The 25,091-nt window shown below is 44.1% G+C and carries 24 protein-coding genes; 14 read left to right on the forward strand and 10 right to left on the reverse strand.

Annotated features, from left to right (window positions below; genetic code table 11):
• Positions 1 to 62 precede the first annotated feature (62 nt).
• From coaA to CLV51_RS17735, 4 genes are all read left to right on the forward strand, one after another.
• The gene (coaA, locus tag CLV51_RS17720) at positions 63 to 1,019 is read left to right on the forward strand and encodes a type I pantothenate kinase (RefSeq protein WP_106529385.1); all 957 of its coding nucleotides are present in this window, start codon (positions 63 to 65) and stop codon (positions 1,017 to 1,019) included.
• Complete coding sequence (locus tag CLV51_RS17725) at positions 1,020 to 1,604, forward strand: Crp/Fnr family transcriptional regulator (RefSeq protein WP_106529386.1); 585 nt, start codon at positions 1,020 to 1,022, stop codon at positions 1,602 to 1,604. It begins immediately after the preceding gene.
• A 64-nt stretch (positions 1,605 to 1,668) separates the two neighbouring features.
• A complete protein-coding gene (locus CLV51_RS17730) occupies positions 1,669 to 2,115 on the forward strand; it encodes a DoxX family protein (RefSeq protein WP_106529387.1) in 447 nt (148 codons plus the stop codon).
• A 43-nt stretch (positions 2,116 to 2,158) separates the two neighbouring features.
• Complete coding sequence (locus tag CLV51_RS17735) at positions 2,159 to 2,914, forward strand: MBL fold metallo-hydrolase (protein WP_106529388.1); 756 nt, start codon at positions 2,159 to 2,161, stop codon at positions 2,912 to 2,914.
• 74 nt (positions 2,915 to 2,988) lie between these two features.
• Here the strand turns inward: CLV51_RS17735 and tssD (CLV51_RS17740) are convergent, their stop codons facing one another.
• The 5 genes from tssD (CLV51_RS17740) to CLV51_RS17760 form a co-directional block, all read right to left on the reverse strand.
• Positions 2,989 to 3,375, reverse strand: coding sequence for a type VI secretion system tube protein TssD (gene tssD, locus CLV51_RS17740; RefSeq protein ID WP_106529389.1), 387 nt, complete (start codon positions 3,373 to 3,375; stop codon positions 2,989 to 2,991).
• 156 nt (positions 3,376 to 3,531) lie between these two features.
• Positions 3,532 to 4,056 carry a type VI secretion system TssO gene (tssO, locus tag CLV51_RS17745; RefSeq protein WP_106529390.1) on the reverse strand — a complete coding sequence of 175 codons (525 nt, stop codon included), beginning with the start codon at positions 4,054 to 4,056 and terminating at the stop codon, positions 3,532 to 3,534.
• A 76-nt stretch (positions 4,057 to 4,132) separates the two neighbouring features.
• Positions 4,133 to 5,308 (reverse strand): hypothetical protein, encoded by a 1,176-nt coding sequence (locus tag CLV51_RS17750; protein WP_106529391.1) that lies wholly within the window; start codon positions 5,306 to 5,308, stop codon positions 4,133 to 4,135.
• A gap of 10 nt (positions 5,309 to 5,318) precedes the next feature.
• Positions 5,319 to 6,173, reverse strand: a complete 855-nt coding sequence (locus CLV51_RS17755; RefSeq protein ID WP_106529392.1) for a TssN family type VI secretion system protein — start codon at positions 6,171 to 6,173, stop codon at positions 5,319 to 5,321.
• A gap of 110 nt (positions 6,174 to 6,283) precedes the next feature.
• Positions 6,284 to 7,246 carry a type VI secretion system baseplate subunit TssG gene (locus CLV51_RS17760; protein ID WP_106529393.1) on the reverse strand — a complete coding sequence of 321 codons (963 nt, stop codon included), beginning with the start codon at positions 7,244 to 7,246 and terminating at the stop codon, positions 6,284 to 6,286.
• Between the two features lie 225 nt (positions 7,247 to 7,471).
• Here CLV51_RS17760 and CLV51_RS17765 point away from each other — a divergent pair, with 225 nt between their 5' ends.
• From CLV51_RS17765 to CLV51_RS17775, 3 genes are read left to right on the forward strand one after another with little or no spacing between them, the layout of a single operon-like run.
• The gene (locus tag CLV51_RS17765; RefSeq protein ID WP_106529394.1) at positions 7,472 to 8,530 is read left to right on the forward strand and encodes a PKD domain-containing protein; all 1,059 of its coding nucleotides are present in this window, start codon (positions 7,472 to 7,474) and stop codon (positions 8,528 to 8,530) included.
• A gap of 9 nt (positions 8,531 to 8,539) precedes the next feature.
• Positions 8,540 to 8,971, forward strand: a complete 432-nt coding sequence (locus CLV51_RS17770; RefSeq protein WP_106529395.1) for a GPW/gp25 family protein — start codon at positions 8,540 to 8,542, stop codon at positions 8,969 to 8,971.
• Positions 8,972 to 8,995: 24 nt separating this feature from the next.
• On the forward strand, positions 8,996 to 10,822 hold the full coding sequence (locus CLV51_RS17775; protein WP_106529396.1) for a type VI secretion system baseplate subunit TssF: 1,827 nt from the start codon (positions 8,996 to 8,998) through the stop codon (positions 10,820 to 10,822).
• On the opposite strand, the gene CLV51_RS17780 is transcribed toward CLV51_RS17775, so the two are convergent.
• The 5 genes from CLV51_RS17780 to CLV51_RS17800 form a co-directional block, all read right to left on the reverse strand.
• On the reverse strand, positions 10,732 to 11,862 hold the full coding sequence (locus tag CLV51_RS17780; protein WP_106529397.1) for a transglycosylase SLT domain-containing protein: 1,131 nt from the start codon (positions 11,860 to 11,862) through the stop codon (positions 10,732 to 10,734). The genes CLV51_RS17775 and CLV51_RS17780 overlap by 91 nt on opposite strands.
• On the reverse strand, positions 11,862 to 12,779 hold the full coding sequence (locus CLV51_RS17785; RefSeq protein ID WP_146151308.1) for a hypothetical protein: 918 nt from the start codon (positions 12,777 to 12,779) through the stop codon (positions 11,862 to 11,864). The genes CLV51_RS17780 and CLV51_RS17785 overlap by 1 nt, the downstream gene beginning before the upstream one ends.
• 99 nt (positions 12,780 to 12,878) lie before the next feature.
• On the reverse strand, positions 12,879 to 14,249 hold the full coding sequence (locus CLV51_RS17790; protein ID WP_106529399.1) for a DUF5458 family protein: 1,371 nt from the start codon (positions 14,247 to 14,249) through the stop codon (positions 12,879 to 12,881).
• A gap of 38 nt (positions 14,250 to 14,287) precedes the next feature.
• A complete protein-coding gene (locus tag CLV51_RS17795; RefSeq protein ID WP_106529400.1) occupies positions 14,288 to 14,734 on the reverse strand; it encodes a hypothetical protein in 447 nt (148 codons plus the stop codon).
• A 28-nt stretch (positions 14,735 to 14,762) separates the two neighbouring features.
• The gene (locus CLV51_RS17800) at positions 14,763 to 17,213 is read right to left on the reverse strand and encodes an AAA family ATPase (protein WP_106529401.1); all 2,451 of its coding nucleotides are present in this window, start codon (positions 17,211 to 17,213) and stop codon (positions 14,763 to 14,765) included.
• A 582-nt stretch (positions 17,214 to 17,795) separates the two neighbouring features.
• Between CLV51_RS17800 and tssD (CLV51_RS17805) the strand changes: the two genes are divergently transcribed.
• From tssD (CLV51_RS17805) to CLV51_RS17835, 7 genes are all read left to right on the forward strand, one after another.
• Positions 17,796 to 18,185 (forward strand): type VI secretion system tube protein TssD, encoded by a 390-nt coding sequence (gene tssD / locus CLV51_RS17805; RefSeq protein ID WP_106529402.1) that lies wholly within the window; start codon positions 17,796 to 17,798, stop codon positions 18,183 to 18,185.
• A 3-nt stretch (positions 18,186 to 18,188) separates the two neighbouring features.
• Entirely contained in the window at positions 18,189 to 19,355 is a 1,167-nt protein-coding gene (locus CLV51_RS17810; protein ID WP_106529403.1) for a hypothetical protein, read from the forward strand.
• A gap of 17 nt (positions 19,356 to 19,372) precedes the next feature.
• Positions 19,373 to 19,843: a toxin-antitoxin system YwqK family antitoxin gene (locus CLV51_RS17815; RefSeq protein WP_106529404.1), complete on the forward strand. Its 471-nt coding sequence runs from the start codon at positions 19,373 to 19,375 to the stop codon at positions 19,841 to 19,843.
• 109 nt (positions 19,844 to 19,952) lie between these two features.
• On the forward strand, positions 19,953 to 21,764 hold the full coding sequence (locus CLV51_RS17820) for a type VI secretion system Vgr family protein (RefSeq protein ID WP_106529405.1): 1,812 nt from the start codon (positions 19,953 to 19,955) through the stop codon (positions 21,762 to 21,764).
• Complete coding sequence (locus CLV51_RS17825; protein ID WP_106529406.1) at positions 21,764 to 23,152, forward strand: hypothetical protein; 1,389 nt, start codon at positions 21,764 to 21,766, stop codon at positions 23,150 to 23,152. Before CLV51_RS17820 ends, CLV51_RS17825 begins: the two co-directional genes overlap by 1 nt.
• A 96-nt stretch (positions 23,153 to 23,248) precedes the next feature.
• Positions 23,249 to 23,809 (forward strand): RNA polymerase sigma-70 factor, encoded by a 561-nt coding sequence (locus tag CLV51_RS17830; protein WP_106529407.1) that lies wholly within the window; start codon positions 23,249 to 23,251, stop codon positions 23,807 to 23,809.
• Between the two features lie 80 nt (positions 23,810 to 23,889).
• Positions 23,890 to 24,966: a FecR family protein gene (locus tag CLV51_RS17835; protein WP_106529408.1), complete on the forward strand. Its 1,077-nt coding sequence runs from the start codon at positions 23,890 to 23,892 to the stop codon at positions 24,964 to 24,966.
• Positions 24,967 to 25,091: the final 125 nt, after the last annotated feature.

Here is a 25,091-nt window from a genome sequence, read left to right on the forward strand (position 1 = left end):
TTCCAATCTTTGTGTACATCAGATATCTGAACATCGACCTGAGAAAAAGCTAAATTCAAACGATGACCACCTCATTGAAACGAGACCGCTACACTCCCTATATCAATTTCTCCCGTAAAGAATGGGCAGAAAGAAGCGGTGATGCTATGTTACAGCTGCAGGATTATGACCTGGAGGCATTGCATGGCATGAACGAACCATTAACACAGGAAGAAATCACGCAGGTATATCTGCCGCTGGCACATCTGCTGAACCTGTATGTAACTGCTTCGCAACAGCTACATACCGCCACCAGCAATTTCCTCAGCAGCCGGGTACATAAAGTGCCCTATATCATTGGCATTGCGGGTAGTGTGGCGGTGGGCAAAAGCACTACTGCCAGGGTATTACAAAAGCTCCTGCAGGCATGGAATAATCACCCGAGGGTGGATCTGGTAACGACAGACGGATTTCTCTATCCCAACAAAGTACTGGATGCCAATAATATCATGAACCGCAAGGGTTTTCCAGAAAGTTATGATATCAAACGGCTGATCCATTTTCTGGCAGATGTAAAATCGGGCAAAGAGCGGGTTGCAGCGCCCTTATATTCACATCTTGAGTACGATGTATTACCAGGGCAGCTACAATGGATAGAACAGCCTGATATTGTGATTGTAGAGGGCGTGAATGTATTGCAGGTACGTCCGAGGCAACAACAAAAAGATCCGGCTGTTTTCGTATCTGACTTTTTTGACTTCTCCATTTATGTGGATGCAGCAGAAAAAGATATCCGCAAATGGTATATCGCACGTTTCGAATCATTGCGCAAAACTGCTTTTCAGAACCCGGACTCCTTCTTTCACCGCTATGCGCACCTCTCGGATACCGCTACAGTGGAATTAGCGACACAGATCTGGGACGATATCAACAAACCTAACCTGGAACAAAATATAGCACCCACCCGTTATCGCGCCGGTCTGATCCTGGAAAAAGGGCATCATCATTTTGTGCAATCCATTAAACTGCGCAAAACATAAATGCCGGATCTGCACACCATAAAGCAGCAGCTCGAAACACTACTACAGGAGCCGATACAACACTGGGAGCAGTTTGAAAATATACTGCGTCCGGTTACTTTTAAGGCAGGAGATTATCTCTCTGAAGCCGGCAAAGTATCCAACGCCATTTACTTTATTACAGCAGGCATAGTAAGAGTGTATACCATCCACCAGGGAAAAGAAATCAGTATGGATTTTGCCTTTCCGGGTATGTTCTCCTCTTCCTATGCCTCTTTCATTACGCAAAAACCGGCCGTAATGAATTTACAAGCCATTAATGCCGTTACCGGTTATGCTTTTTATCATCAGGAGCTGCAACAGCTATACGCTTCCTCTCATCAATCAGAAAAGATAGGTAGAATGTTTGCAGAGCAACAATATCTCCGGAAATACCACCGTGAATTATCTTTTCTGCAACTCACCGCACAGGAGCGATACGCCCAGCTCTTGCAGGAATATCCGGAAGTAGTACAACATATCCCCGTAAAACAAATTGCTTCTTACCTGGGTATTGAACCTGAGAGCCTGAGCCGCATCCGGAAAAATATGAGAACTGCAGATTAACTAACATTTGTTAATCGTAGCGCAATATAAGATGCCGACATTTGCATCACTAAAAACATATACTATGGCGTTCTTCTCAGGCTTATGCAGCATCGGATTGTTGTTACTGGCTATTGGTTATATTTTTCACATTCCCACACTGCAGTTGCTACAAAATGATGCACGTATATCCGCTGCCGTTATGTTCCTCCTTATTGGATTTTTCCACATCGCCAAACCCCGCAAACTTACTTACATGATTGAAGGCATGTTGCCTGCGCCCAATGCGTTGGTAATATTTACAGGTGTACTGGAACTGTTACTGGGAGCTGGTTTACTGTTCCCTCTCACAAAGCACCATGCAGGATGGGGATTAATTATTTTATTGATCGCCCTTTTTCCGGCCAATATCAGGGTAGCTGTAAAACAATTACCACCGCCAGGTGGCCTGCCCGCCAAACCCTGGTATACCTGGAGCAGATTATTGTTTCAGCCGGTGTATATTTTGTGGATATGGTGGGCAATACAATAAGCTAAGAACAGATAACTTTGTTCCATTCTTCAAAAACTGAATCATGCGCATACAATTTTTACGCAATGCCACATTGCTATTAGAATGGAATAATAAGAAAATATTAGTTGATCCTATGCTCGGTGCAAAAAGCAGCATGGACCCCGTTGCCAATGCAGCTAACAGCATCCGTAATCCAACCACGGATCTGCCCATTAATGAGGAAGCACTCAACAGCATGCTGGCTTCCCTGGATGCCATCATCGTTACACATACACATCGTGACCACTGGGATGTGGCTGCACAAACTTTATTACCAAAGGATCTTCCACTGTTCTGCCAGCCTGAAGATGTTGAAATAATAACAGCACAGGGTTTTACACAGGTAATTCCGATAGTAACAGCTGCTACCTGGAACAACATCCGGATAACACGTACCGGGGGGCAGCACGGAACGGGAGAAATTGGAAAAAAGATGGCACCGGTATCTGGTTTTGTTATGAAAGATGAGCAGGTTACTTTATACATCGCGGGAGATACCATCTGGTGTGAAGAAGTAACCACTGCGATGGATTTGCATCAACCGGATTACGTGGTAGTAAATGCCGGCGCAGCGCAGTTCCTACAGGGAGATCCCATTACTATGACAGCAGCCGATGTAATAAATACCATACAACATCCTGCACATAGCAAAGTAATTGCGGTGCATATGGAGGCTATTAATCATTGTTATCTTACACGTGAGGCATTGGCCGCAGCAGTAGCTGCACAAAATTTAACGGCTATTATTCCGGCACCCGGTGAGTGGATAGATGCCTGACTGGCCGGCTATAACAACAAATAAAAAAAGGGGCTTTCTTGCGAAGGCCCCTTTCTGCATAATGTCAGGAGTTGTTACACCCATTCATTAACATGTTTTGCGTTACCCATGCTAATTTCACGGGCTGAGATGGTGAAAGAAATGACCATCGGATTTTTGTTTTCGTAGTCAAAAGACTCTTCAAACTTAACCAGATAACCTTCTTTAAAATCCAACGTTTTCAGTTTGGAATCTGTGTCTCTTTTGAAGAAAGTAATGGTACCATCTTTTCTTTCAAAGTTGTTTACCATCCACTCAAAGAGATTAGTTTTACCAGTAGATTCTACGGTCAGTTTAATGCGACCACCACGGGTGATAGCAGAAGGGCGGCCGGTAGCATCTGTTTCCTGGTTGAGATCGTAGGCTACGTGCAATACATTGTACGTTTCACCGCCTGATTCAAGATGTGCTTTGAAGGACATGTCGGGTTAATTTTTAAGGTTACAATTAAGAATAAAAAATTAAAATTTATTTAGTTAGTTATAAGCCTCAAATATAGGATGAAATATCTCAATTGTCAAGAGTCCTAACAAATAAATTTTATTCGCATATTTACACAAATGACATAGCCGTATATGTTAGTGCGTACGATTATTTAGTATCATCATTTGTCTGCAATTATCAAGATCCCTGCTCTTACTTTCCAGCTGACTTTGCAGATTTATTACCTGTTCTTTTAAGCCCACAATATTTTGTTGCGCATTCTGTAATTCACGCAACTGTTGTTTCGTTTGCTGAAGAGATAAACAGTTCTGTACTACATTGTCATACAGTCCGTAATGGGTTACTGCTTCTTTAGGGATAGAGTTCCGCATATCAGCCAGGGAAGCGGCTATCACCTGATCCATATAGCTGGCATTCTGACCAGGTATATTGATAGAATCGAGGTTGTGTTTTACCTTATCCAGCTTCTGTAAAAACTCTGTCTGAAAGGCTTGTTCTTCTCTGAATGTACTGAGCTCTTTTCGCAGTGAAGCATTCTCTCTGGCAGGCACCTGGTAATTAAAAAATACCGCTAATACAAACAGCGCTACTGTTATAATAAAAAATAACAGGAACCACATAAAGGAAAAGGTTCTCTCCTGCTTGTTTAATACTTGCATATCCCTGGATTAATTTAAGGTTATAATAATTTATTACTGAAGTTGTCTTGTTCGTTATTTTACTGAAGACAAATTACTAATCGGTAAAAAACCACCGCTTGGTTTTATGTTTGCGCAGGTATTCAGAATCCTCCTGCGATTCTTCTTTCACAAAGATGTTACCGTCTTGTTTGCGACCAATATAATCCAGTCTGCTGAGGCTTTCAAACAGCTTGTTTACCGCGCGTACAAAAGGAATCATGGGTTGCAGACATTCGCGTACATCCAGGTGTTTATACCGGATATTGGCGCAATTGATCATCAGGTTCTCCAGTTCACCCTGTCGTAATTCACACCATTCAGAAAGGTAATTAAGGAGTTCTTCCTTACCTGCACCGGCACGTTGATCAATAGCGTTTTTCATGGTACGCGCCAGGCCGGCAATAATTTCCAGCATCTGCGCAGGCGTTTGATTCAGGGAGAGCCATCTGAACTGCGTGATACGCGTACCCAGGAACTGCACCATTTTCTCAGTGATATATAATACTACCAATGCGAGATCGTTATTCTGGTTTCTGCCATAGATCTTTTGTATGATATGCACACCATACAGTTCCATTTGTCCAAGAAACTGATCCAGCTCATGATGCAGATCTATCAGCGAAGGATGTGCGCTCACTATACTGCAGGGAGGAATATAATCATCATCCATCTGTGGTCTTCCGTCTGCTACTATTATCCTGGCCAGTACCATCTGATAGCTACCCAATTGTCCTTGCGGCAACTGTGAAGCAGGAGCTACATACAAACTATATTCTGAGGTGGCATATGGTAGTCTTGGCGGATCTTCTTCCAGCAAGGGTTCCCCACTCGGCTGACGATTAAAGGGGTTTACCTGCATCAGCACATAATAAGCGCTTTCGGTATGCTGCGGGTCCCAGGTATAAACAGCCTCCGGAAAAGTGGTGGCATATTTCAGTGAATGAACAGTATGTTCCGGAATCTCAATACGGCCACCTCCGGGTGTTACAGCACGGCATTCCGTGAGCTTAATACGCCATTGCTGCTGATTATCATTAATAAACCAGCAACGCAGCGATTCCTTATTTTCTGCTTTGGGAGGTAATAAGCCATAGTTGAGCGCATTCAGTCCGCAGGAAAGGGCATCTCTGATCTGGTCAAGCATGGCATTTTCTGTATCGATAAAATGCTGCTTCTTTATCTTCATTCCATCTACCCAGTTGACGGGGAAATGTTTTAGTGGCTCTGCCATAATGCTGCTTTTAGGATAACATAATTCTGTTACAAATGATCACACTGTTTTCTTTGATGCCATTCATAAACACTGCTTTATTGGGGTCCAGTGTTTTTGCTGCACCAAACCAGCGGGGCTTCATATGAAACACCCACCCATACGGTTGTCCGTTGCCATCTACGAAATCAATAGGCGTGTTCGGGTAGCGATCATTATAGTCATTGATAAAGTGGTAAAACAAATCGCCCAGGTCCATTTTTATAGGTGTACGTGCCCTGAAGTAAGTACGGTTATTATCATGATGTCCTTTCTCCATTTCAAGACCTATCACAATGAGGTCTCTCATTTCATCTTCATTTACTTCCGGTACTTCTTTATACATCGGATATTGCCACCACTTATGCACCTTCACAGGGATGGCCATCATCTTCTCAAATGTTTTATAAACAAATGTTGGTAACACAAAAGAAAACATACTGGCCAGCATAGGATAATAGAGAAAAGTATCCTTGTCCAGAAAACGATTCACCAGCACAAAGCCTACGCCACCAAACAACCAGATAGCTATTATAAAAGCCAGTTCAGATATGATCGTCGTTTCATTGGCCCAGAAACGGGTATACATAAAATGACAGTGAACTACACCCAGCCCCAGAAACCATACTTCATAAAAAAGATATTGATTCATCAGGTTCTGATGTGTAAACAGGAAAGGGACAGAGCTGATAACGGCAAATATCAGTGTCATACATAATAAATACCACAGCGCTTTCTTTTTATAAAGACTGAAATTTTTAATGTATCTGCTGAGCAAAGCCACTATGATAGAGCCCACGGCCATAACGCCGGCCAGCATAATATAGAATTTAGCGGTATATCTCATAGTTCTTTCGGTATGTCAGGTTTTTCGGGTGTGGGTTTTAACATATAGCGTTTTTTTTGCGCGTTAACAATATTAGCAAAAATAATTCCACATCAACAGGAACAAGCTGGTTAGAGGAAAAAATTATATCCCATAATACCTTGTTCTGGTTGCCTGTCGGAAATGGCTACTTTTTTCTCCTTCGGGGAAGGCTCCAGTTCCGTATTGATTTCCACATCAGCGGGAAAAAAGTATCCGTAACATGTTTCCAGCAACCGGCCATAGGGCTGCCAGGGCAAATAGTCGTATATCCGTTGACGTTGAAGCGGACCAATGGTAACTGTTACCCGGGGCATATCTGTATAAAACAGCTCTCCTACCATGGCATCCACTCCGAGTAAACATTCTCCCAGTGGCACACTGTTATTACTCCTCACTACCTGCGGCTCCCGGTTCCACACAATATCCACATCTTCTTCCAGTACCAGCTCCAGGCATAATTTGACCAGTGACATATTGCCGGCTATACGATGTGCATAAGGCAGTAATTTCACCAGCCTGTTTGCCGCTGCGGCAGGAAGGCCCCTGGGCAGCTCCCAGAATTCGTGGAACAACTGGTCTGCATCTTTCCCGAACACATCAAACAACAAATGTTTTTCACGTCGTTCCAGGAAAACCCGTTGTAGGAAAAACTCGTTTTCCAGCGGCTGAAAAAACTTACGGGCCTGCTGCTGTTGTTGCTGCTGCTTTTTATAACGGGCCACCATGCCCCCTACACCACTTTGCCTGGACTGCTGCTCTTGCGAAAACTCATGAAATAATCCCTGCGGCAACCTGTCGTAGATCCCGTCGCGCGAAAGCGACATGGATATAAAAGGTTGATAAGGCTGACTATCATCCAGTTTTACATTGATAATATCTGTAGTAAATGAACGGGTAAACACATTTCGCATCTGCGCCACAACTTCATCTTCCCGAACATGGTTATCCAGTAATTCGCCCACCACCACTTCTGCCCTTACATCATAGGGCAAAGCGTTGATATGCTCAATTACTTCTTCGAGTACCGCAGCCTTTTGGGCGTTGTTTACCATGAGGTTATCATTTAGGTTCTTCTGCTCAGCTATTAGCTAAAAACTGTTAGCATAACTATCATTTATCTATGGTTCTTTGGGCTAACTGTTGACAGCAAAAATAGGGGTTTGCTTTTATTATTATGTATTATTGTGGCTTAAATTTTGATCTAAAAAAAATTCTCCCCAACTAACTTTGGCAATTTATCTAAAAAAATATTAAAATTGTAAAAACCTGAAAAACCGATGGCCCCCCGTAAACCCGAAAATGAGCGTAAAGTAACATCATTCAGCCCCTTTGGAAAAATTGCCAGTCATGTTGACCCCATGGTGCTCTGGACATTCCTGGCTTTGTTTCTTGTAAGTATTGTACTCCTTGCCTTTCAGCTCGATGGCCGGGAAGACTGTACCAACACAGATATTGTTCTTAGCCACAAACAACACAACACCGGTAAAGCATATGTCGTAGGCGAAGTAATTACCTTCAACGCGGAAGGCTCAGATAAAAAAAGAAGAGACTATACCTGGGAATTCAATGATTCCACTTCCAAAGCCACCGGCCCGCAAGTGTATCATTCTTTCAATAAAGCAGGTAGTTACGTAGTAACCCTAACTGCCGGTAAGTGTAAATGGAATAAAGAAGTAATCGTTGTAATGCCTATGATTACTACGCCGGTAGGCCAGGAAACGGACGTATTCCCTGTCATTGATGGTCCTACAGAAGTATTCGCAGGCAGACCTGCTACCTTCAGCAATAAAACAGCTACTGCCCGCAAATGGAGCTGGCACCTGCTGCAGGATAATGCGGAAACACATTCCAATTCATCTGTTACCTATACGTTCTCTACACCCGGTGAAAGAACCTTATCGCTGATCATTAATGGCGATAGCAGTCATATGGTGTTGAAACATATAACCGTGTTCCAGGCGCGCCCTGCTGCACCTGCAGGGAACAACAAACCGGAAGTGTTCCTGCCACCGCCACCACCGGAAGCACCAAAACCTGTAGTGCCGGAGAAACCAAAGGTACCTGCCATTGCGGATGAAGAATTCAAATTCATGCTGACGCAGGTGACCACTAAACAAAAAAGTGCCACCGACTTCTCCCAATATCTTTGTAACAACCTGAGTGCAAGGGTGCTGCTGAATGACACCGACTCTGACAATTTTGCACATTTCTGCTCCCGCATTTATGGTAAGAAGAAATTCAAAATAGAAAAGGTGAACCTCATCAAAGATCAGAATGGCTGTGTAACAGAGATCCGTATCATATACGACCGCAAAAGAGTATTAGGTATATTTTAAGCAGATAAGATGAAAGGAAAATATTATAAACTTCCCATAGACTTTTCGCAACTACTGCAGAAAAAGGATATGCCGGCTATTCCCCTGGAAGAGTCCATCGGACAGCATATACACCTGCTCATTACCACCGTGCTGGGAGAAAATAAAGATGATCCCCAATACGGCTGCCAATGGTGGGATAGCGACTTTGATATCAAAGCATCTAATAACGAAGTAAAGGAACAGATAGAAAACGCAGTGAAGTCGTCCATTATACGATACGAAAAAAGACTATCACAAATACGGGTAACAGCAGCCGTAAACCAGGAAGAGCTGATGCACACAGCGGCACGAAAGATGAAAAAGAAAATCCGCGTAACTGTTACGGGAACTGTAGCTAAAAACAATAACCCGTTTCAGTACAGCAGCTTTTTCTACATCAGCCCGTTATCGTATGATTGATCACTTGTTTATTAACCACCTGTCATGAAAGAAAAAAAAGAACGGATAAAAGACCGGATGTTAAAAACCGCTGCACGCCTCTGGGGCTACCCTGATGCGGAAGTGGAAACCTCTTTTGACCCGGTAGTGCAACTCTTACTGGAAGCCTGTGCCAGTGAACTGGAAAAAATTTCCGGTGAAGTGGATGTATCACATGCGCGCCTCGTAGAGCGATTAGCACAGATCATGATGCCGGAACCCATCACCAGCAGCCAGCCCTCCTATGGTATATTACATGCCATTGCCACGGAGCCCATTGCTGATATTCATACCGACCACCAGTTTTATCATCATAACAAAACAGGTAACAATACCCGTGACCTCTTCTTTTCGCCGGTAACCAATCACCGGCTTTTCCGCGGACAGGTACAATACCTGGCCATCGGTAACAAGGTGTATGAAACCCGCGACAACTGGTTCAAAGAACAGATACTGCAGGGACAACAATTGCCGGATATGCCCCCCAATCATTTATGGATAGGCTTATCCATGGAAGATGTACCACATACCTTTGAAGGCATGTCGTTTTTCTTTGACCTGCGCAATGTACACCAGCAGGAAATGTTTTATCACTATCTCCCGCTGGCACGTGTGTTTGTCAACGATAAAGAACTGACAGTAAAAGGCGGATATCACCACAGTCGCAGTACTGCGGAGGAAGAAGTAGATAACATGATACAGGTAGCTGTAGATACAAATACCCGGTACAGTCAGCATATATTACAGCGTTTCCGCCGCCACTTCCTCACAGTAACGGATAAGCATACACGTGCTGCTGCCGGTTTGCCGGATCAACTTACGCGAATATTTGGCGTAGAAAGTGCCCGGTTGAGCAAAGAAGTACAATGGCTGCGGGTAGAATTCCCTGAAGCCCTGCATCATACGCTGCTGGAAGATCTGTATTGCAGCATCAACTGCTTTCCGGTCATCAACAAAAAACATAATGAGCAGTCGATGAAGCTGAATCGTTATCTCAACATCATTCCACTGCAAACACCGGATATCTTTTTTGATGTCAAACGGGTATATGACCTGGAAGGCACCGATTACTACGTACGCAACTTTTCCACTGCCGGACAAATGCAGGAAGGTGAGCTGGTGGTGCGCAGTAGCGGTATTGGTCGTTTTGACTCCCGCGAAGCCAAGGAAATTATTGCCTACCTGATGGAAGTGATCCGCGATGAAAGCTCGCTCTTTGAAGAAGTGAAAAATGATTACGTGACCAATCGTATGCGGGAGCTGCATCAGCTGATTGCCTCATTGGAAGAACAGCTACAACCCAGCTCCAACAAAGGCAACATTCCTTACGTTATGGTGAAGCCAAAGGAAAATGCAGAATACATCTTCATAGAATTTTATTCTACCAATGGCACGATAGCCAATAATATCCGCATGGGCAGCAAACTGCTGGAATATGGCAGTATTAACGCACGTCCCAACAGCATTACCCTGCTTACCAATACACAAGGTGGAAAAGACAGGCTGAATATTGACGAGAAAATAAATTTATACCGTTCCCATTTATTATCGCATAACCGGATTGTAACGCCGGAAGATATGAAAGCATTATGCCGTACGATCTTTGGTAAAGAGATGAAATCAGCGAGCGTAATAAAAGGTGTGGCCATGCAACCGGGCACTGGTGCCGGCTACAACCGTACACTGGATATCCGTATTACACTGGTACAACCCGTAGCCAAATATCCTGCGGCCCACCTGACTTATCTGAAAGAAGAATTATTGTTGCAACTGGGTGAGAAATCAGCGAATACATTTCCGTACCGCATATTTATAAACGAGGCACTTATGTGACCAGCCGCACTGAGGAGTTGTACATCGCCGCCGGTCTTTAACTGATCGAGCGGCACTCCTTTTTTACCGTCAGCTGCACACAGCACAATGCTGTTACCAAAGCCCAGATCTACATATACCCGGTTACTCACCACCCATCCTTTGCCGGACAAACTGGAGTTTTTCCGGATATACACCCCGTTAGCCTGCAGATCGTCGAGCAACTGAATATTTACCAGCTGCCCATCCTGGAAAGCGGCATTATTTTGTAAACGCGCGGCGTATATTACTGATGCCTGCTTATGCACCGGTTGTTTACCAACAGTGATACGGATAGTGTTAAAATCCTTATCGGTGGCAAATTTACCGGCAGGTGGCGGTGTAGAAAAAACAGATCCGTTCACACTGCTTTTACTGAATACATTATAACCAAAGCCCGGCATATACAACTCCGGACTTTCAAAAAGTTGTTTAATTGCGATGATCTTGTAAATATACTGGGCGGTTTCATTATTCAGCATCAGCTGGTAGTAGTCGCTGCTGCCCTGTCGCTTTATGTTTTTGGATATATTGCCGGAACCGGCGTTGTAAGCGGCGGCGGCCAGTGTCCAGGAGTTGAGTTGTGCGTGCAGCATGCGAATCAGTTTACATGCGGCATGCGTAGCTTTGATGAGATGATTACGTTCATCATATCCTCCGCTGACAGTAAGCCCTAACTCCGCGGCGGTGCCGGGCATAATTTGCCATACGCCCTGCGCACCCACCGGCGATGTAGCATTACTTAAACCACTTTCCACAATAGGCAGGTACTTAAAATCCAGCGGCACCTGGTACTGTTGAAGGATAGGTTCTATAATGGGAAAATATTGTTCTGCTTTTAGTCGTAATGCTGGCAGATAACCCTGATAGCGCAGATTCCGTTTGATCACATCCATCAGGCGATAGGAAACAAAATCTCTCTCCATCGGTACAGCTTCTCCACAGAAATCAATCTGTTGCGCTATACCGATGCGGGTTAACAAAAATAACAGCAGTCCTGTTAAGCACCAATGTTTCATCATTATTTTGTGACCATGTACTTGGGTAAAACGGACGCCGGCAAGTATAATACCAGCGGTTGCTTACCTTCTGTTGTTTGCAAAACAATAATTACTTCGTCTTCTTTCTTAAACTGTTTGGACGGCACCACAAATACTTCAGAGGCCTCTTCATGTGCCGCTATGGTGGTCGGTCCTTTTTTATACAGGATAGGCATGGAATAGAGTGATGCCGTATCCTTTCTTTCTTTATGCAGCAAGCTGGCTTTTACTATTTTGAATGGCTCTTTGCTCTTATTTTTGATACGATAACAAAAGTAGTTCATACCACTCAGGGTCATCGCCTGTGCATATCCCACACTCACTCCATCTATCTTTTCTTCATGCTGATGATTTACTTTTCGGTCACTCCCAAAGTCTTCCGCAATTTTTGACACTGTTACTGTATCGATATTGAGCAGATTGGGGCTTTCAGGTAAATTGCTGATGCTAATAAGATCTCTTTGCCCTGAACCGGCACGGGGAGCCTGACTGTCATCATGCGCCACCACTGCCACTCCGCTGGTTCCGTTTTTGCCGGACAAGGCATATTTCAGCCGGGTCAGATCTGCCTTATCCTGGTAAGCGATGATCATGTAATGAATACTTTCACCTTCGCGAACAATCAGGTTAGTAGGCCTGGGAGCTGCTACCGTAGGTCTTAAAAAAACCATGTTACCATCTACAATGCGGTAATCATATTCTGTATTTTTCCCGTCTCCGATCTGAAAGGTACTGATAGGAGATCCGGAAGTAATAAGGGTTACAGCCCCTTTCGTAGTTAAGATGGTATCAGTTCCTCTTTGCGCGCTTGCACGCATTACCGAACCTGTTGTTAACAAACAAACCAACAAACTGCACAACACTTGTTTCATCGTTGCTTCTCTTTTTATTTTCTTCATAAATAAGGGGTAAAACAGCTATTAGCTATTAGTTGTTAGCTATTAGCTTTCAGGCCACTCAAAAAGCACATCTAAAAGCTAATAGCTAGGGGCTAAAAGCTATTTACCGTCCTGTTCGTAGGTAGTTTCCCAATCCGTTGCATCATCCCCTTTTTGACCCTCCATTTTGATCAGGAAGTTCTTGGCAGGAAAATACGGCTTCAGATGAATATCCAGGTGGATACGATCTTTTTGTATAGGGTCCTGCTCGAAGCGGCGGATATTAAAGTCTTCAATCAGTTTATCCGGACCGGTAATACCATCGAGGAAGCGGATGATCTGCTTCATGAGGTCCTTACGGGTATTGGCATTGAAGTTTTCGAAGGCACGGCGGTTGAGAAAGTCCATCAACACTTTGGTAACGAAGTCGAATACACGAACTACGGAATATGTTTGCAGTCCGAGGTTATCGCCGTTGAACAACGTTTTGGCACTGAAGGCCATTACCTTGCCATATTCTTTCACCATGGGTACCAGGCCCATTTTTTCCAGGCTGGCGATTTCACTCTTCTTCAGTTCAAATTTAACCCCATCTACTTCGTTCATGCCACCGAATTTTTTACCGGCAGTTACCTGCGACATGAGGGTTTTATAGATCTTACCTGCCAGCGCACCGGAAGGGGGTACATATAAGTGATCCTGCTCTCCTACTTCATCAAACTTGCCACGGCCTACCAGCCAGTTGCAGGACATGATTACATTGGAACGGTGGATTTCGCCACCGGTAAGGTTTGCCAGCTCAAACATTTCCATCACATCATCCGGTGCATCCAGGTGTGCGAAGTCTGTTACCAGCATGGTTTTACTTTCATGTGCTATTTTAGCCCATTTTTCTACCACCTTGTTGGAACCCAGGTAACCTGGAATTACCAGCAAACTGTAGTTGGTGCGCAGATCAAGTCTGTCATAGTTATTCACCAGTTCCGTATTGATCGCATCAATAAAGCGGGTATTGTCCAGGTCTTTCAGCTGTTCCAGTTCCACGTTAATGAAGGATACATTCTTTACTTTATCGGACTCGGTGTTTTTGAAGAACAGTGCTACGTTGCGATAGGATTGTTCCAGTTCACGGGTACCTTCTACTGCTTCTCCCAGGTTGGCAGACAATACCTTTTCAGATTCTGCTGCGTGTGTGGTGCAGTAGTCTACCATTTCCGGCAGCTCTGTTGCTTCAGATAATACTTTTTCCCAGAGAGATAATACTTTTTTGAGTTTATCTCTTTCTGTTTTTTTGCCGGCTTCGGTTAAAAATATATTACGACGCGCTTTGCGTTCGGGGTTAAGATTTTGCGCGCCTTCTACCGTTGCTTCCAGCAGGTCAAAGCCGCCATATTTGGCCAGCTCTTCTATATTTTGGGCAAGGTTAACTTCCTGCTGCTGTGAAGACTGACTGCTATTTTGCAGTTCCTCGTTTTTCTGTAATTCTGCCATAATGAAAGAAGTTATGTTCCGGGATGGGGAACAGTTAATTATTTGGTATTAAGATCTTTGAGCATGCCGCGAATAGCACCCAACATGGCTTTGCGGGCATCCGGATCGGTAAGTGCTGACTTCAGGATCTTATTTGTTTTCAGGTTCTTCATGATTTTCAGGTACTGTTCCTTCTCTGTTGCCAGGTCGTTAAGAAAAGCACTTTGCGCCGTGATTCCTTTTACCCCAAAATCACCCAGGTTGTGGAACTGTAGTTTTTCAGGCACTGTACGTCCTTCTGCATCATGAAAGCTTACGTTTACAGCTGGTTTATAATTTTCAAAAACAGCTTCCACGGAAGTAAGCCCTTCCACTATTTCTGGTTTAACGGGTGCTTGCTGGGTTAACTTTTCAGCAAACAAGGTACGGTTATGCGAAATTTCCGCGATGGCTTCATTGGCATCCAGCTTCACTTCTGTGCCGCCAATTCCGTAGTTGTCATTCATATCATTTGGGTTTTGAGATGTTGGAATTTCAATTTATCAGCCAGTCTAACTTTTCATCTTTTATATCCAGCGTTACTGCCGCACCCTTTTGGAGGCTGCCATCGATGATCATGCGCGACAATGGCTTGCGCAGCTGACCACGGATTACCTCCCGCAGGGGACGGGCCCCGTATTGCGGTGAGTAGCCCATGAGTGCCAGATATTGACGGGCGGCTGTTGTAACAGTCAGATTAATTTCCTGTTGTTGCAGCAGCTGCAGTAAATGCTGTAAGTGTATATCAAAGATTTTTTCTACATTCTCTTGCTGAATAGGCCCGAAGGGTACGATCTCTGTAAGTCTTCCTAAAAACTCTGGTCTGAAATGGCGGGCCATCAGTTCCATCAGTTGTTGCGAAGGTGGTATAATTCCTTGTTGAAAAGACTTTGTAATGGTATCACTGCCAATGTTGGAAGTGAACAACACCAGTGCATTGGAGAAGTCACCTGTTTTTCCGAGCCTGTCGTGTAATTTTCCTTCATCCATAATCTGTAAAAAGATATCAAATACAGATGGATGGGCTTTTTCTATTTCATCAAACAAAACAACCGCATAGGGTTGCTGCCGTATTTTATTAACCAGCAATCCGCCTTCCTCATATCCCACATATCCCGGAGGGGCGCCATACAACAGGGCTGCGGCGTGTTCCTCTTTAAATTCCGACATATCAAAGCGGATCATACAGCGTTCGTCCTGGAACAGAAAGTCTGCCAGAGATTTTGCGAGTTCTGTTTTACCCGTACCGGTTGGTCCGAGAAAAAAGAAGGATCCGATTGGCTGTCCGGGCCTGCTGAGACCGGATCTGGACTCCAGGATAGCATCCGCCACTGCTTTGAGTGCGTGGTCCTGTCCTACTACCCGTTTGCGTAAATGCAGGTCCATGGTCACCAGCCGTTCTCTTTCCTGCGATTGTATTTTACCGAGGGGAATGCCGGTGATAGCAGCAATCATTGTGGCCAGGTCTACCGGGGTTACTTCCTCCTGTTTACCGGCTACCACTGTAGCGAGTTGCTCCAGCAGTTGTTGCAGGTATACTTTTAGTGCAGCCGTGTCCGTTATTTTATTTACTTCCTGTGATGTATGGAGTTTACTGGATAACAGGTTGCCGAGGCGCTCCATCATTTGCCGGTAAAACCATAACAGGTCATCATGTTGAGAGGATTCCCTATCAGCCAGTGCGGCAAATTCAGTTTGCAGTGTCTGGAGTAAAGGTGATCCGGTATCCTGCATAGCGCGTATAGCCGCCATGGTACGATCCAACAGGTTGATAGCACTATCCGGCAGGCATCTTTCTTTTAAATAGCGCCTGGATAAACGGATAGCTTCGTGTATCCCTTCGGGTGATACCTTGAGTTGATAGAAGTTTTCATACACCGGCACCACTGCGGTCATCATGCGGGTAGCCTGTGTTTCATCCGGTTCAGACAGCGTAATGGTTTCAAAACGGTGCCGTAATATAGCATCCGGTTCTATGAGCTTACGGAAACCTTCCGGGGTAGTGGTACCGATGAGGATGATTTCTCCTTTACCCAGTGCAGCTTTGATCACATTAGCCATACCGCCGCCGGATTGTTTGTCCAGCAACGTGTGGAGGTTATCTATAAAAAGTATATGCCTGCCTGTTTGTTTCAGTTGTTGTATAATTTGCAGGAGGCGGTCTTCCAGTTCATTTTTATATGCAGCCCCTGCTATGAATGCGCCATAGTCCAGCGCATAAATATCTGACGACTGTAATTGCAGCGGCACTTGTTTTTCCACGATGGCACGGGCCAGTCCTTCTGCCAATGCAGTTTTACCTACTCCTCCTTCTCCGATGATCAGCACACTTGCGCGATCCTTACGGGTAAGTATTTCTGTAATAGCTCTGACTTCGCCATCACGGCCAATTACGGGATGGAAAGTTTTAAGCAGTTGAGGATCGGTGATCCGGTATACATATTTCAGTGCGCCGGGTTTGATCGTATTGGTTTGTGTACCGGAATTAATATCTGAAGTATTGCTCTTGCCTTTTTTACTGGCAGCAATCAGTTGATCACGGGTGAAGGGGAATGTTTTGAGCTGATCGTAAGAGAAGCCTACACCAGGTGTACACAATGCAATGAGCAGGCTCCAGGCATCGGTTTCATTACTATCATTTTCTAATGCAATATTTACGGCTTCCTGCAATACTACTGCGGCGGCCTCGTCAGGCTCCGGTTCATCCGGGATGCGCGATGCTCTTGGCATTTCATCCAGTCGTACTTCTGCCCATTCTTCGAGGTAATAAACATCAATGTCCATTTGATGCAGTGCAGGTATTAACCCTGTTTCCTTGTGCATACAGGCACGCAGCAGATGCGCAGGTGTATACTGCGAATGATGATAATCTTTGGCGATTGCTTTGGCAATCCTGATGGCGGATTGCAAATCAATGCCGAATATGGTCAGTGTTGACAGGGTCATTTGGGTGATTCCAGGTTTTTCTAAAAAAAAGTTAACAATAAATAATCAGTATTCCTTTGGGTATCTCCTGAAAGGAGACGCGGTAAAGATACAGCGAAAACATATACATAGAATTCAATCCAAAAAAAAACTCTATAAGTGGACACCTAACATTTTTCCGCTAAGTCCATGAATGTTTCACCTCATTGATACAATCACTTACAATCTTTACCAGGTGGGCTTCTGCATTAATAATTTATATTTATATTATATATTATTTAAAATACATTTAAAGATACTTCTCTCCTCCGGATCTTTCAGAAAATGCCCACATGACAAGAACACATAGAGAGGATGTCTACCGATTAAATATGTTACAGGCGTTACTTATCTCTATTAAAAATAAAAAGAGAATTTAATGATTGTTTCTAAGGTAGAATAATTATTTTCGCAATAGCCATCATTGAGAGAAAAACTATTAACATCCATAAAAAAGGAACCCATGAGAAAAACCTTTTACCCAAAATAGTATTGTGGTCTTCCCCATTTATACACAATAAATCCAGTAAATAAACTGATCATTCACACAATAAATTTTCACTTATGTCTTTTCTGGCAGAGCTAACCATAGCAGGAAAAACAGTTAATGTATTGGAATGCAACTACGGCTTTTCCCAGGGCACTGACTCCGTTGGCAAGCCCAATACGATGCCCCGGGGCGGCACTATTTCCCTGGTGTTGGAATCAGCGCGTGATACAGACCTGGTGCAATGGATGGTATCGCCGGACGAAAAGCGCGACGGCGCTATTGTTTTTAAACGGAGAGATGGTGATTCCAGCTTACGCACCGTTCAATTTACGGAAGGCGTATGCGTGCAGTTTCATGAAAGCTATCACCATAGCGGTACCAGTCCGATGATCACACATATCGTGATTTCTGCCCGGGAGTTAAAAATAGGTAATGTTCAGTTTAACAGAAAATGGGAGAAATAAGCCATGAACCCAAAGCCGGAAAAAAATGAACTGATTGCCTGGTTTATAATGCATAACATGGAAACCACTTTTAAAGAGGTGGACATGGCATCATTGATAAACGAGCGTGATAAAATCATCTTCCAGAATCAATTTAAAACAAAAGATTTTACGGATCCTGCTATTCATTTCACACCTGCGCAAAACAGCATCCTAAGAGCCGGCATGCTCAAACTGGCGTGGCATATGCCCACCTTTTTGTTTAATAACGGCATCACAGACAAACTCATTCCTGCTTCCAGCGTTCATTGCATTTTACGGGACAAACTATTAGGTGTAGATATTGATGGAATCGGCACATTCATCCTGGATATTGAATACGGAACATTTCATGCTACCATCTGGAAAAAAGGCTACAACACACCAGCTGTAAATGAAGGAAAACCAATAGCACTCGAAGAATTCAATATTACAGCCAATACACATAAACGAAACCTGCGTGTAGAAAGGGATTACTCTGCCTCCATTAACCGGGATCTCGATTATTTATCAGATCAGCTGAAAGATAAATTACGCGAAAATAACATCCCTGCTTCCATACAGGATTTGCTACCGACACTTCGTGTAAATTGGATTAAAAACCGTGGACTGGTAAGGGCCCTCAGTGGATTTCATGAAGTATATAAAGGCCTTGGCAATACTCCTGTAGACAAAGAACTCTATAGCGATAGTCCTTTAAAAGCTATTTATGATATTGGTACAGCACAAGCCGGTAAAGGAAATTTACCAGGATTAAATGGCATCACAGGAGGCGAATACCTGGTGAATACACTAGGCAACGACGTCTTTGAACAACAGGAACTGGACCTGATTAATGATGTTCAATCCCTCTCTCCCGAAAAAGGAGGTGGTTATGAAGTATTGGTTAATCAAATGGAACGTTACAACTACAGATGGGATAAACCTTTCGTAGGCTATTACCTCAACGAAGAACAACTTGCATTCTTTGAAAAACTGGGCGGCATTCCTGCTGACATCGGCTTTACTAAAAACTTTTCAAAGAGACCTGTTAACCACGCAGATAATAAGCCCTACAGATATTTTATTTATGTAAGAAGCGAAAAGCTCCAATACAGCTGGTTAAGTATAAATGACATTGGCGTCATTTATATCAATCCTGGAAAAGATTAACAACAGACAAAAAACGGATGAGAAAACTATTCCTTCTAATTGGCATTTCAACGCAGATCCTGGTAGCAAATGCAGGGTGCAAACAACCACATACTGAACAGTCCACTACACAGCAAAACAACAGTGATCCTGCAGTAGTTGACACCACTGCATTCAGACTGAAAGAAGTACGTGCATTTAAAGCAGACAACGAGAAAAATGAATGGTGGGTAAACAAACAGGATAGTAACTACTATATCATCAAACAATATCGGAATGATATCCTGGTCAGCTTTACCACCTATAAAAACAAAGTAAGAAACGGATATACACTGATCTGCTACGAGGATGGTAAAAAGATGCTGGAAGGCATGCTGGTAGACGGAAAAAAAGAAGGAATGTGGAAAGGATATGATAAAAAAGGAAATCTCGCGAGTATCCGGACATTAAAGGCAGATGTTATCCTGGAAGAAAGATTTTTGTCCAAAGATTCAACTGATAAACAATAGTAGTTAATTAAAAAGGAGCTGATTTCCGGCGGTACTTCATCCGCTGTGCATTGATGCTTTTCGCATATTTCACGGCAACGAACAATAACCTCATTATAATACTACAATTATGGGTGAAGATAAATTTCTGAGTAAATCGGCCATAGGTATAGAAGGATATGCCAGCCCTGTGGAATTTAAAAATGTTACCCTGGAACAATCTGTTGGTAACCACCACTACTTCAGCTTTTTGTGGCGCCCCGGTGGTGTTGGCAATGATTTGGCCTATCAGCGGAAAATTGTTGAGAGTTATATCGGTAAAGGTATTTCTATCTCTTTTGATGATTTCCGTTTTAAAGGGCTTATCACCAGTATTGGTTTATTGGAGGAAGATGGCGCTGCTACCGGTTTCCAGGTATCAGGCGTGAGTCCTACCATATTGTTGGATGATGTACCACAAAGTTCGTCCTACTACCAGCAATCATTGCAAAACGTAATACAGGGTGCGTTGAAAGATGCCAATACCAGTTTGCTGAAAACACAGATAGTACCCGCTTACAAAACCACGCTCCCCTACTGTGTACAATATAACGAAACAGACTTTGACTTTCTGGCGCGGCTGTCGGCCCGCTATGGAGAGTGGATGTATTATGATGGCAATACACTGGTGATTGGTGATGTACAAAAAACAGAAATAAAACTAACCACCAACGTTACCCTCCATAACCTGAAAACAGTAGCCTCTGTAACGCCGCAGCGGGTGCATTATGTGTCGTATGATGTGATGTCAGCATCACCGCTGAATGAAAAGTCGCAGAAAGCCGAAGCCGGCTCGCATCCATTGATGCAGCTATCCGCCGCCGCTTCGGACGACCTGTATTCCGCATCTTCCGGTAAACAAACGTTTATCCATCACGGTTATAGCGCCGGTGAACTGAAGCATGTACGGGAGTTGCAAACCAAGGTAACTGCTGCCGCATTTGTTAAAGTAAGTGGTATCAGCGAACTACCTGTTATGCCGGGGCAAAGGATCAGCATTGCTAATGGCAGCAGCCAGTCTGCTTATTCCGTGATTGCCGCCACACATTATGCCAGCGGCCCGGGTAACTATCACTGTGCATTTACTGCTATTCCGGCCGATGTAACCGTACCTCCCTATAGCAATCCCCACCTGGTACCTAAAGCAGAAATGCAGAGTGCCCTCGTGAAAGATAATAACGATCCGGATAAACTGGGACGTGTAAGGGTTAACTTCTTCTGGATGGCGCCCAATGAACTGAGTCCGTGGATCAGGCAGGCTTCGCCCGCAGCCGGCGGTGGCACCGGGTTCCACTTTATCCCGGAAGTAGGGGAAGAAGTAGTAGTAGGATTTGAAGGCGGCAACGCAGAAATGCCTTTTGTACTCGGCAGCAAATTCAACGGCAAATCCAAAAGCGGTTACGGCGATGCACAAAATAATATGAAAGCCATCAAAACCCGCAGCGGCAACCTCATTCAGCTGGATGATAACTCCGGCAGCGTTACCGTTACCGACAAAAATGGCAGCACTATGATGATGGATGGTACCGGTAATATTACTGTACAGTCGAAGACATTGGTAACGGTAAAAACAGAGGATAGAATTGTAGTAGATGCACCTAATAAAATAGAGTTCATCTCAAAAGAAATACATATCAAAGGCTCTGAAATGGTGGTGATCGGAGAAGGGGCCGCGCAGATCAAAATTGACAATAAAACGAACAAGATCACTTCCGATGCCGACAAAATTGAGTCTACCGCCGTTACTCTGCACCAGACGACCAGCAAGGCCAATTTGAAAGTAAATGCGGAACATTATGAAGCCACCGGTAGTACCAAAGTAGCTATCAACAGTACAGAAATAAAAGTAAATGGAAAGGCTACCACAGATATTAATGGCGGCATGTTAAACCTGAACTGCTGATGAATGAACATAATCCCATTGCACAGGAGATTAACAAAATACAGGCGCATTGGCGCAAAGCAATGGATGCGCATCCGGATCTGCACCTGGTACGGCTGATGATAAAACCAGAAGAAGCGCGGGTATACGAAGGTTTCTGTAAGCTGGAATCAACTTCTTACGGACAGCTGGAAGAAGTATTTGTGACCCACCTCACCTCTTTTGAAAACGAAGACACTTTTAGTGCTGCCATTATAAAAGACTGGCTGGAAACATACGATAGCAGCACCACGTTGCTACAGGAAATGGAACAGCGTGGCGCTCCCCTATTATGGGATGCAACACCCTTCCGTCAGTCGCTGACATATGACCCCAACATACCACAGGACGCATTGCTGCTTCAGCTGCTGCAATCGTTCCGGGCTGCATTACCGCACCCACCCCGGCAACTGGTGCTGGCACTGCTGCCGAGGCAGGTAAGCGATACCCGCAGCTTCGCAGCATGGCTCACCACCCTGCTCCGCAAAGGTATCCCCGCAGGTGTAAAGTTATTGGTGCTGGATCATGTGGGCAAAGACCATCTGCTTATCAATGACCGGCCTTTCCCGGGACAGCTGCTTTCCATTCATGTGCCGCTGCAACTGGAAAATGCTATACAGAAACTGGCCACCGCGGGCAATCCGAATGATCCCGAAATACAGTTCCGCAAATGCCTGTTTGAAATGGGCGCCGCCTTACAGGATAAAGACCTGAAACGTTTGCATTACTGGGGGCAACGAATGTTGGACTGCACCCAACAAAGTGGTAACAAAGGATTGTTTGCTACTGCGCATATTTCCTATGCCGGCATGCTGTTTAATTTTAAGCGGGAACCGCAAATTCCACTCCTGCTGGAAAAAGGCAGCCGCATCGCCAAGCAGGGCATGCTACAGGGCGATCCGGCCTGTTTGCCACTGGTCATCCAGTTCTACGGCTATCAGGGCGCTTATGCACAACTACGTAAAAGATTTACGGAGGCTATCGACTGGTATATTCAACAGGCAACGCTGGCGCAGCAACATAAATTCCTGCCCCAGGCCATGAATGCCTGGTACCAGGCAGCTGAGCTATGCCGCCGAAAAGATAGCAGCCGTTATTACACTGTACTGGAACAAGCCTGGGAAAGCGGTAAACAGATGACGGATGATGAAATAACCGCTTCTGTGTACAGCTACCTCGTACGTGATTATCACGACTATGCCTATACGAATAAATTAAGCAACGTGGTGCAACAGATAGAAGAAACCATGGGCCGCATTTTCGGCAAAAACTGGAAGGAAGAGATTGACCGTATGAAAAAAGCCAACACCCGCATGATCATGCAGCCACAAATAGAAACAGAAACGGAAGATGTATCCTCCTCTTCATAAAGCAAAGTATATAAGATGATAATATAACACCATTAAATGTTAATCTACCGTAAAAACTGCATTAAAAGAAGTGCTAGCTTTAGTTCATAAGCGATTATGAACAGCAAACAACCAGATTATACTTCTTTTTGGGAATCGGGAGATATTGCATCATTTAAAGAATTGATGAAAGCATTTAGTGCTTCTTTGCAGTATTTCGCGTGTAGCATTGTTTGTAACCAGGAGGAAGCAGAGGAAATTGTTGCAGATGTGTTCATTAAAATATGGCAGCAACGACAACACCTGCCCTCTCCGGAAAATATTAAGTTCTATCTTTTTAAGGCGGTAAAAAACACCGCCCTCAACTATCTCAAAAGTAACGGCCGTCGCATCACCCATCATGCTGCCTGGGAAATACAGGTAAACCGGCATAAGAACCAAAACCCGGAAGACATCCTGATCAGCAAAGAACAGGTAACCCTTATCCAGTCAGTGATTCAGTCCTTACCTCCCCGTTGCCGCCAGATATTTATTCTTATTAAGGAAGATGGGTTGACATATGAACAAGTGGCCGTACTACTGGATTTATCCAAAGCTACTGTGAATGTACAAATGACCCTGGCCATGAAAAAAATATGGGCTGCACTGGACCCTGTACTCAAATATTCTCACTCTTAACTATTTTTTTAACGGCTTAATTGTTTTGCTTTTTTCAGTTGTCTTATTACTGAAACAATTTGAGCATATATTTTCTGTAAATGACCAAACGACTATGGGAATTACTGGCCCTGCACTGGAGTGGTGATATTTCAAAGGAGGAACAAGCCGAACTGGATGAACTGCTACTGCAGCATCCGAGCGACTGGCTTAAATCCGGCCTGTTGGAGCAGCTCTCCTACAGAAAAATATCTGTTATCGGTGAAGAGGAAACGGATAACCTGATGGCAAAGGTGAATAATGCCATCCTGGAAGAAGAAAACACATGGCAACAAACGGGTGAACAGGAAGTAAAGCCACGTTTCCCGTTGCGCAAACTGCTGCTATCCCTGTTACTGCTCATCAGTTGCGGCAGCGCATTCCTGGCTTACCGCTATTGGGAACAGCAGCATTCCGGATACAAGGTAGTAACCACAGACGCAGGCATGAAAACCAGGATCAGGTTACCCGATGGCAGTACTATCTGGCTTAATGCCGGCAGTACGCTGAGGTATCCCGAAAAAATGGATCAGCCGCAAAGAGAGGTATATCTCAGCGGGGAAGGATATTTCGATATTAAGCAGGCTGCCAGCAAACCATTTATTATCCATGCAGAGAAAATGGATATCAGGGTGCTCGGTACTGCGTTTAATGTACGCTCCTATAAAGATGAAGACTTTGTAGAAACATCGGTGATCAATGGTGCAGTAGAAGTGTCCGTAAAAAATGAACATGCCGTCAGCAGGCTTACACTTACCCACAATCAGAAGGTTATACTCAGAAAAAAAATAATCGACAAAACCGAAAATAAAAATATCACCAGCCAAACAGATGAAAAAGAAGATATGCTGATAGAACGTCAATCACTATCTCCCATATCCTCACAAGACAGCAGCAATGTGCCGGAAACAGCGTGGATGAGCAATCAGCTGATATTCCGGAATGAAACACTACGCTCGTTATCGCAAAGATTAGAACGTTGGTATGGAATAAAAATTATCATCCAAAATCCACAACTGGCTAAGCTAAGATTTTCAGGACGGGCAGACAATGTATCAATGGAAAAACTCCTGAACATCTTGCAGGAAATTCAACCATTTAATTATTCCATTCAGGATGGCACCGTAACTATTCAGTAAACATATTAACATGAAGGCCATGAGTATCATTGGGGAACACCCTCCCTAGCGGGGATTGCTATGTCATATTTTTTTTGATGCCATTAGCTACTCCGGAGAAACCAACATTTTTGGATATTAATTAG

The organism is Chitinophaga niastensis, from assembly GCF_003014755.1.
GTDB classification, from domain to species: domain Bacteria; phylum Bacteroidota; class Bacteroidia; order Chitinophagales; family Chitinophagaceae; genus Chitinophaga; species Chitinophaga niastensis.

Excerpts from the sequence above, each read along its gene's own strand:
- CLV51_RS17770 (WP_106529395.1), top strand. The coding sequence starts at position 8,540 with ATGAAAGGAAAATATTATAAACTTCCCATAGACTTTTCGCAACTACTG.
- CLV51_RS17735 (WP_106529388.1), top strand. The coding sequence starts at position 2,159 with ATGCGCATACAATTTTTACGCAATGCCACATTGCTATTAGAATGGAAT.
- tssO (WP_106529390.1), bottom strand. The coding sequence starts at position 4,056 with ATGCAAGTATTAAACAAGCAGGAGAGAACCTTTTCCTTTATGTGGTTC.
- CLV51_RS17795 (WP_106529400.1), bottom strand. The coding sequence starts at position 14,734 with ATGAATGACAACTACGGAATTGGCGGCACAGAAGTGAAGCTGGATGCC.
- CLV51_RS17750 (WP_106529391.1), bottom strand. The coding sequence starts at position 5,308 with ATGGCAGAGCCACTAAAACATTTCCCCGTCAACTGGGTAGATGGAATG.
- CLV51_RS17830 (WP_106529407.1), top strand. The coding sequence starts at position 23,249 with ATGAACAGCAAACAACCAGATTATACTTCTTTTTGGGAATCGGGAGAT.
- CLV51_RS17820 (WP_106529405.1), top strand. The coding sequence starts at position 19,953 with ATGGGTGAAGATAAATTTCTGAGTAAATCGGCCATAGGTATAGAAGGA.
- CLV51_RS17730 (WP_106529387.1), top strand. The coding sequence starts at position 1,669 with ATGGCGTTCTTCTCAGGCTTATGCAGCATCGGATTGTTGTTACTGGCT.
- CLV51_RS17815 (WP_106529404.1), top strand. The coding sequence starts at position 19,373 with ATGAGAAAACTATTCCTTCTAATTGGCATTTCAACGCAGATCCTGGTA.
- CLV51_RS17765 (WP_106529394.1), top strand. The coding sequence starts at position 7,472 with ATGGCCCCCCGTAAACCCGAAAATGAGCGTAAAGTAACATCATTCAGC.
- CLV51_RS17725 (WP_106529386.1), top strand. The coding sequence starts at position 1,020 with ATGCCGGATCTGCACACCATAAAGCAGCAGCTCGAAACACTACTACAG.
- CLV51_RS17810 (WP_106529403.1), top strand. The coding sequence starts at position 18,189 with ATGAACCCAAAGCCGGAAAAAAATGAACTGATTGCCTGGTTTATAATG.
- CLV51_RS17800 (WP_106529401.1), bottom strand. The coding sequence starts at position 17,213 with ATGACCCTGTCAACACTGACCATATTCGGCATTGATTTGCAATCCGCC.
- CLV51_RS17790 (WP_106529399.1), bottom strand. The coding sequence starts at position 14,249 with ATGGCAGAATTACAGAAAAACGAGGAACTGCAAAATAGCAGTCAGTCT.
- CLV51_RS17835 (WP_106529408.1), top strand. The coding sequence starts at position 23,890 with ATGACCAAACGACTATGGGAATTACTGGCCCTGCACTGGAGTGGTGAT.
- tssD (WP_106529402.1), top strand. The coding sequence starts at position 17,796 with ATGTCTTTTCTGGCAGAGCTAACCATAGCAGGAAAAACAGTTAATGTA.
- CLV51_RS17760 (WP_106529393.1), bottom strand. The coding sequence starts at position 7,246 with ATGGTAAACAACGCCCAAAAGGCTGCGGTACTCGAAGAAGTAATTGAG.
- CLV51_RS17775 (WP_106529396.1), top strand. The coding sequence starts at position 8,996 with ATGAAAGAAAAAAAAGAACGGATAAAAGACCGGATGTTAAAAACCGCT.
- CLV51_RS17825 (WP_106529406.1), top strand. The coding sequence starts at position 21,764 with ATGAATGAACATAATCCCATTGCACAGGAGATTAACAAAATACAGGCG.
- CLV51_RS17785 (WP_146151308.1), bottom strand. The coding sequence starts at position 12,779 with ATGAAGAAAATAAAAAGAGAAGCAACGATGAAACAAGTGTTGTGCAGT.
- tssD (WP_106529389.1), bottom strand. The coding sequence starts at position 3,375 with ATGTCCTTCAAAGCACATCTTGAATCAGGCGGTGAAACGTACAATGTA.
- CLV51_RS17755 (WP_106529392.1), bottom strand. The coding sequence starts at position 6,173 with ATGAGATATACCGCTAAATTCTATATTATGCTGGCCGGCGTTATGGCC.
- coaA (WP_106529385.1), top strand. The coding sequence starts at position 63 with ATGACCACCTCATTGAAACGAGACCGCTACACTCCCTATATCAATTTC.
- CLV51_RS17780 (WP_106529397.1), bottom strand. The coding sequence starts at position 11,862 with ATGATGAAACATTGGTGCTTAACAGGACTGCTGTTATTTTTGTTAACC.